General features: G+C 58.6%; 10 protein-coding genes. 5 read left to right on the forward strand and 5 right to left on the reverse strand.

Annotated elements, in window-relative coordinates:
• Positions 1–35: 35 nt before the first annotated feature.
• The 5 genes from EI293_RS05605 to EI293_RS05625 all read left to right on the forward strand — a co-directional run bounded on the left by EI293_RS05605 (position 36) and on the right by EI293_RS05625 (position 9,292).
• Positions 36–2,042, forward strand: a complete 2,007-nt coding sequence (locus tag EI293_RS05605) for a 7TM diverse intracellular signaling domain-containing protein (RefSeq protein ID WP_125436132.1) — start codon at positions 36–38, stop codon at positions 2,040–2,042.
• Between the two features lie 756 nt (positions 2,043–2,798).
• Entirely contained in the window at positions 2,799–5,921 is a 3,123-nt protein-coding gene (locus tag EI293_RS05610) for a SusC/RagA family TonB-linked outer membrane protein (protein ID WP_125436133.1), read from the forward strand.
• Between the two features lie 25 nt (positions 5,922–5,946).
• The gene (locus tag EI293_RS05615) at positions 5,947–7,479 is read left to right on the forward strand and encodes a RagB/SusD family nutrient uptake outer membrane protein (RefSeq protein WP_125436134.1); all 1,533 of its coding nucleotides are present in this window, start codon (positions 5,947–5,949) and stop codon (positions 7,477–7,479) included.
• A gap of 37 nt (positions 7,480–7,516) precedes the next feature.
• Positions 7,517–8,323, forward strand: coding sequence for a PKD domain-containing protein (locus tag EI293_RS05620; protein WP_211339474.1), 807 nt, complete (start codon positions 7,517–7,519; stop codon positions 8,321–8,323).
• Between the two features lie 114 nt (positions 8,324–8,437).
• Complete coding sequence (locus EI293_RS05625) at positions 8,438–9,292, forward strand: glycoside hydrolase family 16 protein (protein WP_125436136.1); 855 nt, start codon at positions 8,438–8,440, stop codon at positions 9,290–9,292.
• A 247-nt stretch (positions 9,293–9,539) separates the two neighbouring features.
• Here EI293_RS05625 and EI293_RS05630 read toward each other — a convergent pair whose 3' ends face one another.
• The 5 genes from EI293_RS05630 to EI293_RS05650 all read right to left on the reverse strand — a co-directional run bounded on the left by EI293_RS05630 (position 9,540) and on the right by EI293_RS05650 (position 15,141).
• A complete protein-coding gene (locus tag EI293_RS05630) occupies positions 9,540–10,730 on the reverse strand; it encodes a class I SAM-dependent rRNA methyltransferase (protein WP_125436137.1) in 1,191 nt (396 codons plus the stop codon).
• 67 nt (positions 10,731–10,797) lie between these two features.
• Positions 10,798–11,340: a hypothetical protein gene (locus EI293_RS05635; protein WP_125436138.1), complete on the reverse strand. Its 543-nt coding sequence runs from the start codon at positions 11,338–11,340 to the stop codon at positions 10,798–10,800.
• 44 nt (positions 11,341–11,384) lie between these two features.
• Entirely contained in the window at positions 11,385–11,891 is a 507-nt protein-coding gene (locus tag EI293_RS05640; RefSeq protein WP_211339476.1) for an SRPBCC family protein, read from the reverse strand.
• Positions 11,892–11,943: 52 nt separating this feature from the next.
• Positions 11,944–12,150, reverse strand: a complete 207-nt coding sequence (locus EI293_RS05645; protein ID WP_125436139.1) for a hypothetical protein — start codon at positions 12,148–12,150, stop codon at positions 11,944–11,946.
• A gap of 24 nt (positions 12,151–12,174) precedes the next feature.
• Positions 12,175–15,141, reverse strand: coding sequence for a DEAD/DEAH box helicase (locus EI293_RS05650; RefSeq protein WP_125436140.1), 2,967 nt, complete (start codon positions 15,139–15,141; stop codon positions 12,175–12,177).
• Positions 15,142–15,279 lie beyond the last annotated feature (138 nt).

Raw genomic sequence — 15,279 nt, forward strand, 5'->3', positions numbered from 1 at the left:
GTACGTACCCGGGTTTTGTGTATCTTCAAGTCACCATGAAGCTCGTATCCTCCCACCTCCCACCGCGTCGGGCTACTTGGTTTTCTCTCCTGACGCTAAGCAGCCTGTGGCTGCTGACTTTTCTCTGCTCCCCTCAGTCAGCCAGTGCCCGCCCCGCCGATACCCTGCGGGTAACACCAGTGCTGGAAGAACTGTTCGTTGACCCTACCTGCTACAGCGTACTGGAAGACCCTTCCGGTCAGCTCACGCTGGCGGAGGTGCGCGAACCCGCCCGGGCCCGCCAGTTTCAGGCGGGCAACCTGCTGCCTACCACCACCATGGAGCACCCGGGCTCGGCGTACTGGCTGCGGCTGGTGGTCCGGGCCGAGGGTAAGCTCAGCCAGCACTGGTACCTGGAAATGTTCGACTCCCACCTTAATAGCGTGGATTTTTTTCCGGCCGACGGAGCGGCTCCCACTTACACCGGCTCCGCCTTTCCCCTCTCTACCCGCAAGTTTCCCTACAAGAACTTCCTCTTCCGCCTGCCTTTGCAGCCCAACCAGACGCAGACGTACTACCTGCGGCTGAACTCCAACTCCAAAACCACCTTCCTCAGCCGCCTGCGCACCGAGCAGCCCCTGGCCGTCCATTTTCAGACGGAATACGGGCTGCTGGGGGCTTTTTACGGGGTTTTGCTGATTATGGTGGTCTACAATCTGTGCCTCTACCTCTTCATCGGCGAGCAGACGTACCTGCGTTACGTGCTGTACGTGCTCAGTTGCAGCCTCGTGTTCCTATCAGAAGATGGCTTGGGATTTCAGTACCTCTGGCCCGATTATCCGGCCCTGAATGAGCTGATTGTGGCCGGCTCCCCCATTATACTACTGCTTACGTTCAGCTACTACGCCCGCCAGTTCCTCGATATGCCCCTGCGGCTACCTCATTTCGACCAGTGGGTGCGGGGGGTGGTACTGCTGAGCGTGGGCGGCCTCGTTATTGATGCTGTGTGGCTGCATTTGGGCTGGGGTTTCTGGTTTTATCTGCTGCCCTACGGGCTCATATACTATGCCGCCGTACGGGTATGGCAACGGGGCCAGCGCCCAGCCCGCTACTTTCTACTGGCCCACGCGCTGGTCGCCATCAGCGTAGGCTTCCTAATCCTGCGCAAGCTGGGTATCAGCACCTTCACCAGTACGGCCACGGTGTACAGTATGAACGTGGCTTTCGTCATTGAGGTGGTGGTACTGTCGTACGCGCTGGGCGAAAAGATCAAGGCCATTAAGGATGCCACTATCCGGGCTCAGGACAAATTGGTGAAGCAGCTGCGCAAAAAACACCAGGTGCAGGAGCAGCTGGTAGAGCAGCTCCACCACAACCAAACACTCAAGGACCAATTAAATACAGAGCTGGAAGGCTTGGTAGCGCAGCGCACTGAGGAGCTTCGCCGCCAGAGTGACACCATTACCGCTCAGAACCGGGAGTTGGTACAGGCCAACGGGTTGCTGGCCCTGCAATCAGCAGCCATTGAGAAGCTGAATACTGAGTTGCAGCAGGACCTGCAGGATGTGAAAACAGCTCGGGTACTCTCAAAAGAGGTGGACTTCGGGGAATTCAGCCAGATTTACCCCGATAAGGATTCCTGCCTGGCTTATCTGGCTAATCTGAAATGGGCCGAGGGCTACCATTGCCGCAAGTGCGGCCACGAGAAATACTGCGACGGGCGCGAACCTCATTCCCGCCGCTGCACCAAGTGCCGCTACGTGGAATCGGCCACCGCCTACACACTACTCCAGAAGTGTAAGTTCTCCATTATCAAGGCCTTCTACGCGGTTTTTCTGATCTATACCCACAAGGGAAACTACTCATCCCAGGAGCTTTCCCGCGTACTTGACCTGCGCCAAGGCACCTGCTGGAGCTTCAGCCAGAAGGTATTGGAAGCCATGCGCCGCCGTCGCCACGGTCCCGATTTCGACGAGAACGAAGGCTGGACGCACGTACTGCTGGATGCCACTACCACGGAGGCAGAAGAAGCAGTAGCTGAAGAATCAGCGGCACAGGCATAGGTATTCTCCACTGGCTGACCAGCCAGTGAAGCAAGCCCCGGCAAGAACAGCACCAACTCGAAATTCGCCTCTGATGTGCTTTGTCCGAGTTGCACAGCCGACCAGCCACCGACTGTTTCAGTTGCTGGCCAGCCTAGCTGTGCTCGCCACATATTTATTTCCATTATTCCGCTACGACCCGCATTTTTGGGGTGAGTGACATTTGGTATGTAAGTGGACACTTAGGTGCATGTAAGTGCAAAAATAATTGACGAAAACCGGTGTTTTTTTGATTGTTTTTTACGTGCTGCATTTGCTCTGTCGGAAAGCCCGACGGTGCCTTACAAGCCCAATAATTGTTGCTTTTACGTGTGTTGTAAGTGTATAACACAGTTGTGACTTAGGCTCAAAAACCGCATTTTCAGCGCGTATAGGCATTTTTCACTATTGCTTTTCCAAAACAAGGTCGGATATATTTGGGTCATGGCTTCCCATTTACCGGACAGCTTCCTGCCGTTATCAGCTGTGCGGCCCTGAATACATTGACTGCTCCGGTTCTGAGAGGCTGCTTTCGGTACCCAATCAGCACCTGCCTTAAGTAAGTATCCAGCCCGAGTATACTGCTCCTCTGAGTGCCAATCCCAGTCTACTGCCCAAAACCAGTGACGCGGATGCGGCCGTTTTTTCGATTTCTCCGGTAGCCGCATCTTCCCAGGATCAGGCCCACTATCACCGGTTTTTTTACCTGCTTTTACTTCCCTCAATTCCCACACATCAATGAACCAACACCTCTACACTCAGGCGTTCCGCCGGGCATTGTGGCTGGCGGCCTGCGGTTTGCCAACCCTGCCGTCGCTGGCAGCCACTCCCATTGGCGCGCCGGAAGCCGCCACCCGCTTCGCCACGCTGGCCGATGTTCCTGTTTCGGGTCGCGTGACTCAGAGCAACGGGGACCCGCTACCGGGCGTGACCGTTATTGTTAAGGGAACTACCATCGGGGCCACTACCGATGCGGACGGCCGCTTTAGCCTGAACGCACCGGAAAACTCCACGCTGGTTATCAGCTACGTTGGTTTCACCCGTCGTGAGGTGCCGGTAACCGGGGCTTCTACGTCCGTTAACGTAACGCTGGCGGAAGACGCCCGCGCCCTGAGCGAAGTGGTGGTAGTGGGCTACGGCACCCAGGAGCGCGGCAGCGTAACAGGCGCCATTTCGTCTGTTGGGGCCGCTGACATTGTGCGCCAGCCGGTGCCCGATGTGACGCAGGCAATCCAGGGCAAAGTGGCCGGCGTAACCATCACCTCCAACGGTGGAGCTCCGGGCGGAGCCGCCGGTACCGCCGTGCGGGTACGTGGTATTACCTCCGCCGGCAACAACAACCCGCTCTACGTAGTGGACGGGTTTCCGCTGCCCGATGGCGGCGACAACCAGCTCAATGCCATCAGCTCTAATGATATTGAGTCGATTGACATCCTGAAAGACGCCTCGGCTACGGCTATTTACGGGGTTCGGGCCGCCAACGGGGTGGTTATCATCACCACCAAGCGCGGTAAGGCCGGGCAGTCTACCTTTAACCTAGACGTGTACCGGGGCGTGCAGACGGTAGCCCGCAAGCTGGACCTGCTCAACGCCGAGGAATACGCCACCATCAACAATGAGTCGTTGCTGGCAGCTGGCAAGCCGATTGCTCTGGACAAGCTGCGCAACCCTTCGGCTTTGGGCGAAGGCACCGACTGGCAGGACCTGCTGTTCCGCCGGGCCAAAATCCAGAACTACTCCCTTTCCGCCACCGGCGGCAGCGAAAAGTCCCGCTACGCCTTGTCGGGCACGTATTTCCAGCAGGACGGTATCATCCTGGGCACCAACTTCGAGCGGTTTACGCTGCGGGCCAATGGCGACGTGCAGGTAGGCCGTATGCTTAAGGTGGGTAACAGCATCTCGCTGACGCACCTGAGCGACCGGCAGGTAACGAGCAACAATGGCGAATACGGCGCGGTGCAGCAGCTGCTGCGCATTCCGCCCACGGTGCAGCCCTACCGCCCCGATGGCTACTGGTACCAGCCCAACAGCGTTGACGACAACTTTACAGAGGAAAACCCGCTGGCTACTTCGCAGCGCGTGAATCAGAATTTTACCCGTAACCGGGCCATTACCACCTTCTTTGCCGAGCTGGAGCCCATCAAAGGCCTACGCTTCCGCACCAACGTGGGTGCCGACCTGATCTTCGACAACTTCAACAGCTTTGCCCCCAAAGGCCCGGAACTGGCTGGCTACACTCAGCGCTACATCACGGCCGGCGCATCGGCTACTTCCAGCTACGCGCCCACGTACCTGATTGAAAACACGGCTACCTACGACCATCTGTTTGCCGATAAGCACCAGTTCACGCTGCTGCTGGGCCAATCAGCCCAGGAGTTCAATTTCAGCAACGTACAGGCATACCGTTCCCTCTATCTGCGCAACGACCTGCAGACAATTAACGCGGGCCCAATCAACACGCTGCTCAACAACGGCGGCACCATTGATACCCGCCGGCGACTGGCCAGCCTCTTCGGCCGCGTCAACTACGAGTTTGCCGGGAAGTATATCTTCCAGGCTACTGTCCGCCGCGACGGTTCCTCCCGCTTTCAGACCGGGGAGAAATTCGGGTTTTTCCCCGGCGCTTCGGTGGGCTGGCGCATCTCGGAGGAAGACTTCCTCAAGGGCAACAGCCTCATCAGCAACCTGAAGGTACGTGCCGGCTACGGCCGCGTGGGCAATGAACTGAACGCCGACCGGTTCGCGTATCTGTACGCTATCCGCTTCGGAGCCAACTACCCGCTCGGTCCCGATGGAGCCATCAACATTGGGGGAGCTCCTACCCGCCTGGCCAACCCGAATCTACGCTGGGAATACAACGATCAGGCGAACTTCGGTATCGACCTGGGCTTGCTGGATAACCGCTTTGAGGCCACTATTGACCTCTACAACCGGAACTCGCCCAACCTGATTGCCAACATTCCTCCCTCCTTGGTTTCGGGCACCTACGAATCGGTGCCGGGCAACGCCGCCTCCGCCTACAACCGGGGTATCGACGTGAGCCTGACCTCGCACAACTTCACTGGCAGCGGTCAGGACCTGAACTGGAGTACTACCCTGAACGTGTCGGCCTTCAAAACCAAGCTGGAAGACCTGGGTGCCGGTTTACCCTACAACGGGCAGGGCTCCCTGAGCGGCACCATTGTGCGCTATGATGTAAACCAGGCGTTTGGCTCATTCTACGGCTTCCAGGCCGATGGCCTGTTCCAGACCCAGGCAGAAGTAGACGCCGCGCCCAAGCAGGAAACCGGCACAGCCCCCGGCGACATTCGCTTCCGGGACACCAACGGCGACGGTGTAATTACCGACCTCGACCGCACGTTCATCGGCAATCCGAACCCCAACTTCTCGTTCGGCATCACCAATACTTTGAATTTCAGGAACTTTGATCTGAGCTTCTTCATTCAGGGCGTACAGGGCAATGATGTGTACAACCTCAACCGCTACATCACGGAAAGCGCGCTGTATAGCACCACCAATGGCACGACCCGCATCCTGAACCGCTGGACCGGCGAAGGTACCAGCAACGACGTGCCGCGTGCCATCAATGGCGACCCCAACCGCAACCTGCGGGTATCCACGCACTTCATTGAGGATGGCTCGTATGTGCGTCTCAAAAACCTGACCTTCGGCTACACGCTGCCCAAAAGCATTATGAGCCGTATTTCGGCCTCGCAGCTACGCGTGTACTTCACGGCCCAGAACCTGGCGACGCTCACCAAATACACCGGCTATGACCCGGAGGTGAGTGCCAGCGGTGTTGACCTGGGTATCTACCCACAGGCGCGCGTGTTCATGGGCGGCCTGAACATTGGGTTCTAATCCTTTTACTTCCCACCCCCTCATCATGACTATTTCAAAACTCACCTGCAGTGCTTTCCTGCTGTCATTAGGCTTGCTGGTTGGCTGCACCGAGAAGTTCCTAGAAGAAGCTCCTTCCGACCAGGTAACGGATATCAACTTTTACCAGACCCAAACCGACGCCATTCAGGCCGTAACGGCGGCTTACAGCGAACTGACCAAGGAAGGCCAGTACAACCTGTCCATGTGGGCTTTCGATATCATGGCCGACATCTCGGTAACGGGTGGCGACGACGGCAACGATGGTATTGAGTACAAGCAGCTGGAAGCCTTCAGCATTCCGTCTACCAACATTGTGACGAACCGTCTCTGGGGCGGCTGCTTCATTGGGGTGCAGCGGGCCAATATTGTACTGCAGAAGGTCCCTGGCATTCAGGGCATGGATGCTGACATTCAGAAGCGGTGCCTGGGCGAGGCGCAGTTTTTGCGGGCCAAATACTACTTCGATCTGGTGCGCGCTTACGGCGACGTGCCTTTGTTCACCAGCCCACCGGCCAGCCCTGAGGCGGTAAATATTCCGCGCACTCCCGCGGCCCAGGTATATGCCCAGATTGAGCAGGATCTGAAAGACGCCATCGGCAACCTGCCGGGCTCCTACAGCGGCGCCGATTTGGGACGGGCTACCAAGTGGGCAGCTACGGGCCTGCTGGCGAAGGTGTATATCACCCAGGGCAAGAAAACCGAAGCCGCGCAGCGTGCCCGGGAAGTTATTACCGGCTCAGGTAAGTCGCTGTGGGCCAACTACGGCGACAACTTCAAGGTAGCCAACGAGAACGGCAAAGAGTCACTGTTCGAAATTCAGTACGTGAACGGTCGGAATGAATATGACCGCAACAACGTGGGCTCGTCGATGAATGAGTTCTTCGGTCCCCGGGGTGCCAACCAGACGCCCGGTAGCGGCTACGGCTTTAACATCCCCGAGCCCGATTTCGTGAATGGTTATGAGGCCGGTGATACGCGCAAGACCGCTACCGTCTGGGTGCCCGGCGACGCTTATCCCGACGGCGGTAAACAATCGGCCAAAGCCACTGGCTCACCATTCGGCTACAACTGCAAGAAGTGGTTTGTAGGCAAGGTGAACACCAACATCTGGGATTCGCCCCTGAACGTGCCGGTACTGCGCCTGTCCGAGATGTACCTGATTCTGGCCGAGGCTGTTGGACCGACTACTGAAGGGCTGGAAGCCATTAACAAAGTCCGTCGCCGGGCTTTCGGTCTGGACATCAACACCGCTTCCCCTGCCCGTGACCTCACGGCCGGTACCGCAGACTTCACGGCCGCGGTTCTGAAGGAGCGTAAGTACGAGCTGGCCTTTGAGTTTGACCGGTGGTTTGACCTGAAGCGCTACGATGGCACGCCGTACGGCCTTATTCCGGTGATGACGGCCCAGGCCGCCTATCTACGCTCCCTCAACATCGGGGCCGTGCGGGGTATCCCGACCAAAACCCACTTGGTGCTTCCTATTCCGCAGTCGGAGCTGGATGCCAACCCCGGGCTGGTGCAGAACCCCGGCTACTAGGCTCATTTTTCACGGACGATTTCAGCTTTTCAGCACAATGAAACATACATGGAACAAGGCAGCCCTGGTCCTTCTGGCCGGCTCACTGCTCTTCACCGCTTGTGATAAAGACGAAGACGGCAAGCTGGAAGGCCCCAAGCCTACCGTCAGCTTCACTTCCACCACGCCCAAAGTAGTCGGCCTCACCTCCGAAGTTACCTTCACCAGCACCAGCACTGATGCCTTCCTGTATCAGTGGGATTTTGGTGATGGTACCATCGGCTCGGGCCAGACGGTTACCCACACTTACGCCAAGGGCGGCACCATGAAGGTGAAGCTCACGGCGGCGGGCCGGGGCGGGGCAACTACTTCCCAAACTCAGGATGTAGTCATTGCTTCTCCGCTCAACATTGTTAACCAACTGCTCACTGGTGGCTCGTCGCGCACCTGGAAGCTGGATAACAGTCAGGCGGCGGCCATTGTGGTAGGTCCCAACGATGCTGACCCCACCAGCTATTACGCCGGCGGCCCGGCGGGTGCCCTGCCCGGCTGCCAGTCCGATGACGAGTTTACCTTCAGCACGGCCAACGTGTACACCTACGATGCCAAGGCAGAAACCCTGGTAGCCGGTGCCGGCGGCGGGTGCCAGGCTCCCCGCTCGAAATCCACGCCCTTCACGTTCGGGGCCGCTACCGGAGCCGGAGTGGCGCAGCTTACGCTGGCAACGCCGGGCACGTTCATCGGCGTTACCGATGCTCCTGACCTAGTGTACCGCATCATCTCCATTGATAATCAGCGGATGGTGTTGCGGGCCGGGCTTCCTACGGCCGGCGTAGTATTCACCATGAAACTAGTGGTGAAATAGGCCTTCTGTTCCACCCTGTACCGCAAAGCCGGCTGGAGGTACCACTTCGGCCGGCTTTGTAAAACCTGCCCTGGCACCTGACGCCTTGTGCTGGTTTACGTAGCCTCCTTTCCCATGAAAAATCACTTCCGGTTTCATTTCGGCCTGCTGGCGGCCAGCCTTGCGCTGGGTCTGTCGGCCTGCACCGAAACCAAAACCAAGAACATTCCCGCCCCCACCCCGGTAACGCCGGTTGCCAACGAAAGCGCCAAGGAGTACGGAGAGTACACCGACCTGAAATGGAGCGACGAATTTGATGGCGCGGCCTTGGACCAGAGCAAATGGACCAATGAGCTGGGCGGCGGCGGCTGGGGCAACCAGGAGCTGCAAACCTATACCAGCTCCCCCGACAATTCCTTTGTGCGCGACGGCAAGCTCACCATTCAGGCTTTACAGACGGGCAACAGCTACACCTCGGCCCGCCTGATTACCAAGGGTAAGCAAAGCTTCCAGTACGGCCGTCTCGATATTCGGGCGAAGATTCCAAAGGGCAAAGGCGTATGGCCTGCCATCTGGATGCTGGGGGCTGACATTGACCAGAACAACTGGCCTAAGTGCGGCGAAATTGACATTATGGAGCTACGGGGCAGCCGCCCCACCGAGCTGCTCTCCACTATGCATTTTGCTAACAGCAGCGGCACCCACGAGTATCGGGGCACCACCGAAAAGCTCACAACCGACTTGTCGGCTGACTTCCATACCTACAGCGTAGTGCGTAGCAAGAACATGAGCCGCTTCTACCTGGATGGCGCGGCTACTCCATACTACACTTACACCAGCACAGAGGGTTCTCCCTTCCCTTTCAACAACTCTTTTTTCATGATTCTGAACCTGGCCGTGGGCGGGCTATTCGATGGCAACCCCGACGGCTCAGCCACCTTCCCGCAACAGATGCAGGTAGACTACGTCCGGTATTATCAGTATAAATAAGCCCGCGTTACGTTCCGCTTTCGGGGATGAAAAACGGAGCTACCAGAGCTCCTCTATCCCGGCAAGTGCCGGAGAAAAATACACTGTTTGCCTTCCCTGCTGGCTCTCCTTGGCCAGTGGGGTAATACCGGAGCCGGTCTGCCTGTTAGGGGTGCAGCCCGGCTCCTGGTTTTTACCGCGTCACAGAAAAGGCCGGGCGAAGCAGCAGCTTCGCCCGGCCTTTTCTGTTTGGTTGTTGTTGCCGAGCTTACTCCACGGCCAGCACTAAGCCTTTCAGGTATTCACCTTCGGGATGGAACAGACTCACGGGATGGTCGGCGGGCTGGGTGAGGCGGTGCAGGATGCGGGCCGGGCGGCCGGCTTCAATAGCCGCCGCCAGCACAGCCCCCTCGAACAGCTCGGCTGATACCACCTGCGAGCAGCTGAAGGTAAATAGCAGGCCCCCGGGCGCAATCTGGCGGATGCCGGCCGCGTTCAGGCGCTTGTAGCCCATCAAGGCGTTGTGGCGGGCTGAGAGATGCTTGGCAAAGGCCGGCGGGTCGAGCACAATTAGATCGTACTGTTCCTGGCTGTTTTTCATGAAGCTGAACACATCCTCAGCGTAGGCAGCGTGCTTGCTTTCGAGGCCAGTGAGAGCGGCATTGCGCTCCGTGAGTTCAATGGCGCGCTTCGAGCTATCCACGGAATGCACCAGCTCGGCCCCGGCCTGCAAAGCGTAGGAGCTGAAGCCGCCAGTGTAGCAGAACGTATTGAGTACCCGGCGGCCGGGCGCGTAGCGGGCCAGCAGGCTCCGGTTGTCGCGCTGGTCGATGAAAAAGCCGGTTTTCTGGCCCGTTTCCCAATCCACGGCAAACGGATGGCCGTTTTCGTACACAATGTGCTCCTGCCCGCTGCCGCTGCCGAACAGATAGCCGTTCTGAGTCCCCGGGGCTGCTTTAGCCGGTACCGTTTCGGCACTCTTGTCGTAAATGGCCCGTAGCCCGGGAATGACGGCCTGCAACGCTTCCGCAATGAGCGGACGGGCCTTGTACATGCCCGCGCTGTGCGTCTGCACCACAGCCGTGTCGCCGTACACGTCGATAATGAGACCGGGCACGCCGTCGCCCTCAGCGTGGGTGAGGCGGTACACGTTGGTGTTACCGGTTCCCGTGAGGCCCAGGCCCTGGCGCAGCTGGTAGGCATTGCGTAGGCGGGCTTCCCAGAAGTCCGCGTCGGGCAGCTGGGCATCGGGACCAAAATCGAGCATGCGCACGGCAATGGAACCGGGGGCGTAGTGACCCACGCCCAGCACTTCCCCGTTAGAAGCCTGCACCGTCACCACTTCGCCTTCTACCACCTCGCCCTGCAAACGGGCAATGGCCCCCGAAAATACCCACGGATGCCGACGGCGCAGGGACTGATCTTTTCCGGGTTTGAGAGTGACGATGGCAGAGGTCATAAGCAGCAGCGTGAAGAATTGGACTGCAAAGGTAACCCAATCGGCCCCACCCCACTGCATCAGATGACTAACCGAACGGGTCGAGGTAAGCTATCAGCACCGCTAGGGCCGCCAGGCCGGCCAGCACGGCCCACACCGGCCCGCCCCAGATCAGCAAACCAATTAGCGCAACCGGTAGCACCACCAGCCCCAGCACACCCAATACGGTGGTTCCTAAGCCTACTTCAGTCGTTTCTCGGGGTCCGGCCGTAGTCCGCAACGCCTGCCCAGCCGATTGGCTGGCGCGGAGCTTCAGTGCCGGAGTCGTGCGGAACTGAGCCAGAGCCTGCCGCATCTGCTGGCGCACCTGCCGCGGTTTCGGCCGCTGCTGGGTAGCCGGCTGCAGCTTGTCTGTGGGCTTGGCAGTTACAGTAGCTTCGGAAGAATTCCCGCCTGTTGCAATATCTGGCGGCGGCTCAGATACAATCAGCTGCTGCTTTACCGGGGCGGGCCGGAACTGGTAGGCCAACTGCGAACTGCGGCAGCCAGCGGCCATTAGCAGTACCAACAGTACCAGCGGACAGCGAGAAAAAAACCGCGCACGGCGGGCGGGAGTAGTAGAAACAGGCATGGGCAGAACCGGAAGAAGCCACAAGGTACGCGGCCCGACGAACCCTATACGGCAGTCGGGGCGACTGCGCTGCCGGTAGCCGCATTTTGAGGCAGCAGCGGCTTACCGGGCGCCCCAAACCAGCGGCGGTAAATGGGTCGGCGCCACGCAAACTGCGCCCACATAGCCGGCCACAGCAGCCGGTCCAGCAGACCCGCGCCGGCCGTGTATTCCAGGTCCTCCACAATGTAGGTACCGCCATCGGGCGCGGGCTGCATCAGGTGGCGGTGCCGCCACTGGCGCAGCGGCGGCGGCAGTTGCCGGCCCTCATCCACGAAGTAGTATGTGCCGTCGGGCGTAACGCCGTGGTCGGTAATAAGCGAAGTCCAGAGGTAGCGCAACGGCCCGGCTCCCAGTTCAATGTGCACCTCGTCGCCGCGGTGGCAGCCATCGAAGCGGCGCAGCCGGAACGGCGGAAACGGCGGGGCCAGCGCCAGAAACAGCTCCCGGGTAAAGCCCTGCCATACCTGGGCGGGCGCGGCGGCAACGTGGGTACGGAGGTAAAGATGCATACCTGGCTAAACCCCGGCCGGCGGCCCAGGGTTTTGCCGAAGCCTCGGCCCCCTACTTCGGCATGAACCAGTGCAGGTAGCCGCAGTTGTCGCACTCGTAGCAGATGGCATGCGGGTCGGTCCAGTCAGAAGTGAACAGCCCGGCACGTTCCAGCTTCACCTCGTTGCGGTGGAAGCCCTGGTGCCCACAAATAATACATTGCAGCGTGTGGCCTTTTATTTCTACCCGAACGGGTTTTGGCGCGTCGAATAAGCCCATATGCTGTATATACGTATGTAATTCTTACCCCAGCAGCTCCTCAATATCCTCCTTGGTGAGGCTCTTGATGATAGCCTCGTCAGTGGTGATGAGGTCGGTGACGAGCTGGATTTTCTTGTTCTGCAGGGCCAGGATTTTCTCCTCCACCGTGTTCTGGGTGATGAACTTGTAAGTGAACACCGTGCGCTGCTGCCCGATGCGGTGGGCGCGGTCCACGGCCTGGGCCTCCACGGCGGGGTTCCACCAGGGGTCGAGGATGAACACGTAGTCGGCGGCGGTGAGGTTGAGGCCCACGCCGCCCGCTTTCAGGCTGATGAGAAACACCCGCAGCTCCTCGGTTTCCTGGAAGCGGGCCACTTCCTTGTGCCGGTCCCGGGTGTTGCCATCAAGGTAGGCGTACTCAATCTGCCGCTCATCCAGGGCCGCCCGTACGATATCCAGGTGCTTCACAAACTGACTAAATACCAACACCTTGTGCCCTTCTGATACCACGCTTTTCACCATCCGAATTACCTCGCGCAGCTTCCCCGACTCGTGCTCGTAGTCCTCGTGGGCCATGCGCGGGTGGTTGGCAATCTGGCGGAGCTTCGTGAGGCCCTGCAGCAGCATAAACTGGGTGCTGGCCGTGCCGTGCTCCTCAATGCTCTGCAGAATCTGGTTGCGGTAAAAGCTCTTGGTTTCTTCGTAGCACTGCTGCTGCTCCTCCGTCATGGGGCAGTAGCTCAGGTTCTCAATCTTCTCGGGCAGTTCCTTGGCCACCTGCGCTTTGTGACGACGCAGGATAAAGGGCTTGATGAGGGCGTGCAGGCGCTTGGTTTTGGCTTCGTCCTTGCCCTTCTCAATGGGTTTGAGGAACTCCTTGCGGAAGAACGCCTGCGTGCCCAGCAGCCCGGGATTAATGAACGACATCTGCGACCATAAGTCCATCGTGCTGTTTTCCACCGGCGTACCGGTCAGAATCAGTCGGTGGCGGGAGTGCAGCCCGCGCACGGCCTGCGAGGTGGTAGAACCGGGGTTTTTGATGGCCTGCGACTCGTCCAGAATCACGTAGTCGAACTTGTACGACTTCATCAATTCCACGTCCAGGCGCACAATGCCGTAACTGGTCAGCACCAAATCATAATCGGCAAACTGCTCCACGTTTTTGTCGCGGTACGTGCCCGTATAAATGAGCAGCCGCAGGGCTGGCGTGAACTTGAAGGCCTCCGTCATCCAGTTGTAGACCAGCGAAGTAGGCATCACCAGCAGCGAGGCGGCGCCTTTAGCCGCACCGCTTTCCTTGCGTTGCAGCAGCAGCGCCAGCGTCTGGATAGTCTTACCCAGCCCCATATCATCGGCCAGACAGCCCCCGAAGTGGTATTCCTGCACGAAGTGAAGCCAGTTGTAGCCGGCTTTCTGATAAGGCCGCAACTCCCCCCGGAACGAGGCTGGCATGGGTCGGTCTTCCACAGCTTCAAACTCGCGCAGCTTCTCCAGCTTGCGCGACATGACCACGGTGGCCAGGTTCCCATTCTGCAGGTCTGATACCAGCGCCAGATGATGCTTGCGCAGGGTGAGCGTATGGTTGTGCTCTTCCGAAAAGGCAAACAACTCCAGATACTGCGTGAACCACTCCTCCGGAATGATGGCAATCTGCCCGTTCGGCAGCCGGAACTCATGGCGTTTGTTGAGGATATAGGGCCGCAGCTTGATAAAGGGAATTTCAAACTCGCCGAAGCGCACGGTGCCGTGCACGTCAAACCAGTCGTTGGTTTCCGTAATGCCCACCTGCACCGTTACGGCTCCGATGAAATAATCCTTCCCCGAAGTAACGCCCTGCTGCACTGTAAAGCCCATGCGCACCAGCTCGTCGGCGTGGTGGTGCAGCCAGCGGAAGGCGGTAGCTTTTTCCAGCACCGCGCGGCCGTTGCGCACTTCCAGGGCCCGGTCGTGCAGCTCCGCAATAATTTCCTGTTCCCGGTCGAGGTTACGGATGAGCCGGTGGAAAATATAGCTATCCTCCTTCTTTTCCAGCTTCACGCACACCCGCTTGTCGTGGGTAGTGTGCACGGTATGGTCGCCGTACTGAAAGCTCAGGTCGAAGTGAATATGATCGGATACGGGCGGCGCAACAGTAGCCACCGCCGCGCCACCCGAACCCCGGCGCGCCACAGTGGGCCGGGCCGGCGCAACGGCCACCATACCAGCACGCGGCGCGTCCGAAAAGGTGAGCTGCGGCCGGGCCACGTACCGCTCCGAGCGGATATCGAAGCCCCGGGCATGCACGTCGAACGACTCAACCAGCGGGGCCACAAACCGCTGGAAGTAGCTGTCCTCCACCTGCCGGGGAATCACAATAAACTTCTTGTTGAGGAAAGGCTTGATCTTCTTGCCGTCCACATCGTTGCGGAAGTTATGGAGCATGTCGCCCAGCAGTAGCCAGGCCGGCTGCTCGCACACAATTACCGCGTTCTTGTACTGAAAGTCGAGCTTCTGGCCCTGGTACTGAATGGTGGGGAAATAGTGGGTGCTTTCCTCGTTGCGGCGGAAGTGGAACAGCACCGAGGCCGGCTCCGGGGCCACCCCGATTTCGCGCCACGTAGGTTCGCCATCCTTGCCCATGATGAACACGTACTTGCCTTGCAAGCGGTCCAGAATCTGGCCCATCCGGTCCTGCACGTACTGGCAAATAGCGTCCTGCAGGCCTTTGTCGCCTTTCTCAGGGTCGTATATCTTCAGGAAAAACTCGGCGGGCGTGGTTTTTTTTGACCAGAATTCCTTAATCACTACATCCTGCTGAATCTGGTCGGTCAGGGCAATCAGCTCAAAATCTGTTTCGTCAAGGCCGTCGGCAAATTCCGGAGCATTCTTAGCGGATACCGTCTGGTGCTGTAGCGTCAGCTGGCCGCGTTGGTTGCGCTGCACCACATAGGACTCAAATAAATAGCCCAGATACTCGTGCTCGAGTAACGAATAAACAATCTGAAATGGCTGAGAAGTAGAGACCTTCATGGTCGGCAACTAAAGTGCAGTGTTGGAAGTAGTAACAAATGCTAAATACTATGTTTTCTGCCAAAAAGTAAAATTTAATCCAAGAATAATTACATTAAACTGTTAGAACCAGCAAACCACATGGTCCGACTGCCCTTT

Source organism: Hymenobacter perfusus (assembly GCF_003944765.1).
In the GTDB taxonomy this organism is placed as follows: Bacteria; Bacteroidota; Bacteroidia; order Cytophagales; family Hymenobacteraceae; genus Hymenobacter; species Hymenobacter perfusus.

Bases quoted from the DNA above. Each gene is read 5' to 3' on its own strand.
- EI293_RS05620 (WP_211339474.1), top strand. From the start codon at position 7,517: ATGAAACATACATGGAACAAGGCAGCCCTGGTCCTTCTGGCCGGCTCA.
- EI293_RS05645 (WP_125436139.1), bottom strand. From the start codon at position 12,150: ATGGGCTTATTCGACGCGCCAAAACCCGTTCGGGTAGAAATAAAAGGC.
- EI293_RS05625 (WP_125436136.1), top strand. From the start codon at position 8,438: ATGAAAAATCACTTCCGGTTTCATTTCGGCCTGCTGGCGGCCAGCCTT.
- EI293_RS05605 (WP_125436132.1), top strand. From the start codon at position 36: ATGAAGCTCGTATCCTCCCACCTCCCACCGCGTCGGGCTACTTGGTTT.
- EI293_RS05640 (WP_211339476.1), bottom strand. From the start codon at position 11,891: ATGCATCTTTACCTCCGTACCCACGTTGCCGCCGCGCCCGCCCAGGTA.
- EI293_RS05630 (WP_125436137.1), bottom strand. From the start codon at position 10,730: ATGACCTCTGCCATCGTCACTCTCAAACCCGGAAAAGATCAGTCCCTG.
- EI293_RS05635 (WP_125436138.1), bottom strand. From the start codon at position 11,340: ATGCCTGTTTCTACTACTCCCGCCCGCCGTGCGCGGTTTTTTTCTCGC.
- EI293_RS05650 (WP_125436140.1), bottom strand. From the start codon at position 15,141: ATGAAGGTCTCTACTTCTCAGCCATTTCAGATTGTTTATTCGTTACTC.
- EI293_RS05610 (WP_125436133.1), top strand. From the start codon at position 2,799: ATGAACCAACACCTCTACACTCAGGCGTTCCGCCGGGCATTGTGGCTG.
- EI293_RS05615 (WP_125436134.1), top strand. From the start codon at position 5,947: ATGACTATTTCAAAACTCACCTGCAGTGCTTTCCTGCTGTCATTAGGC.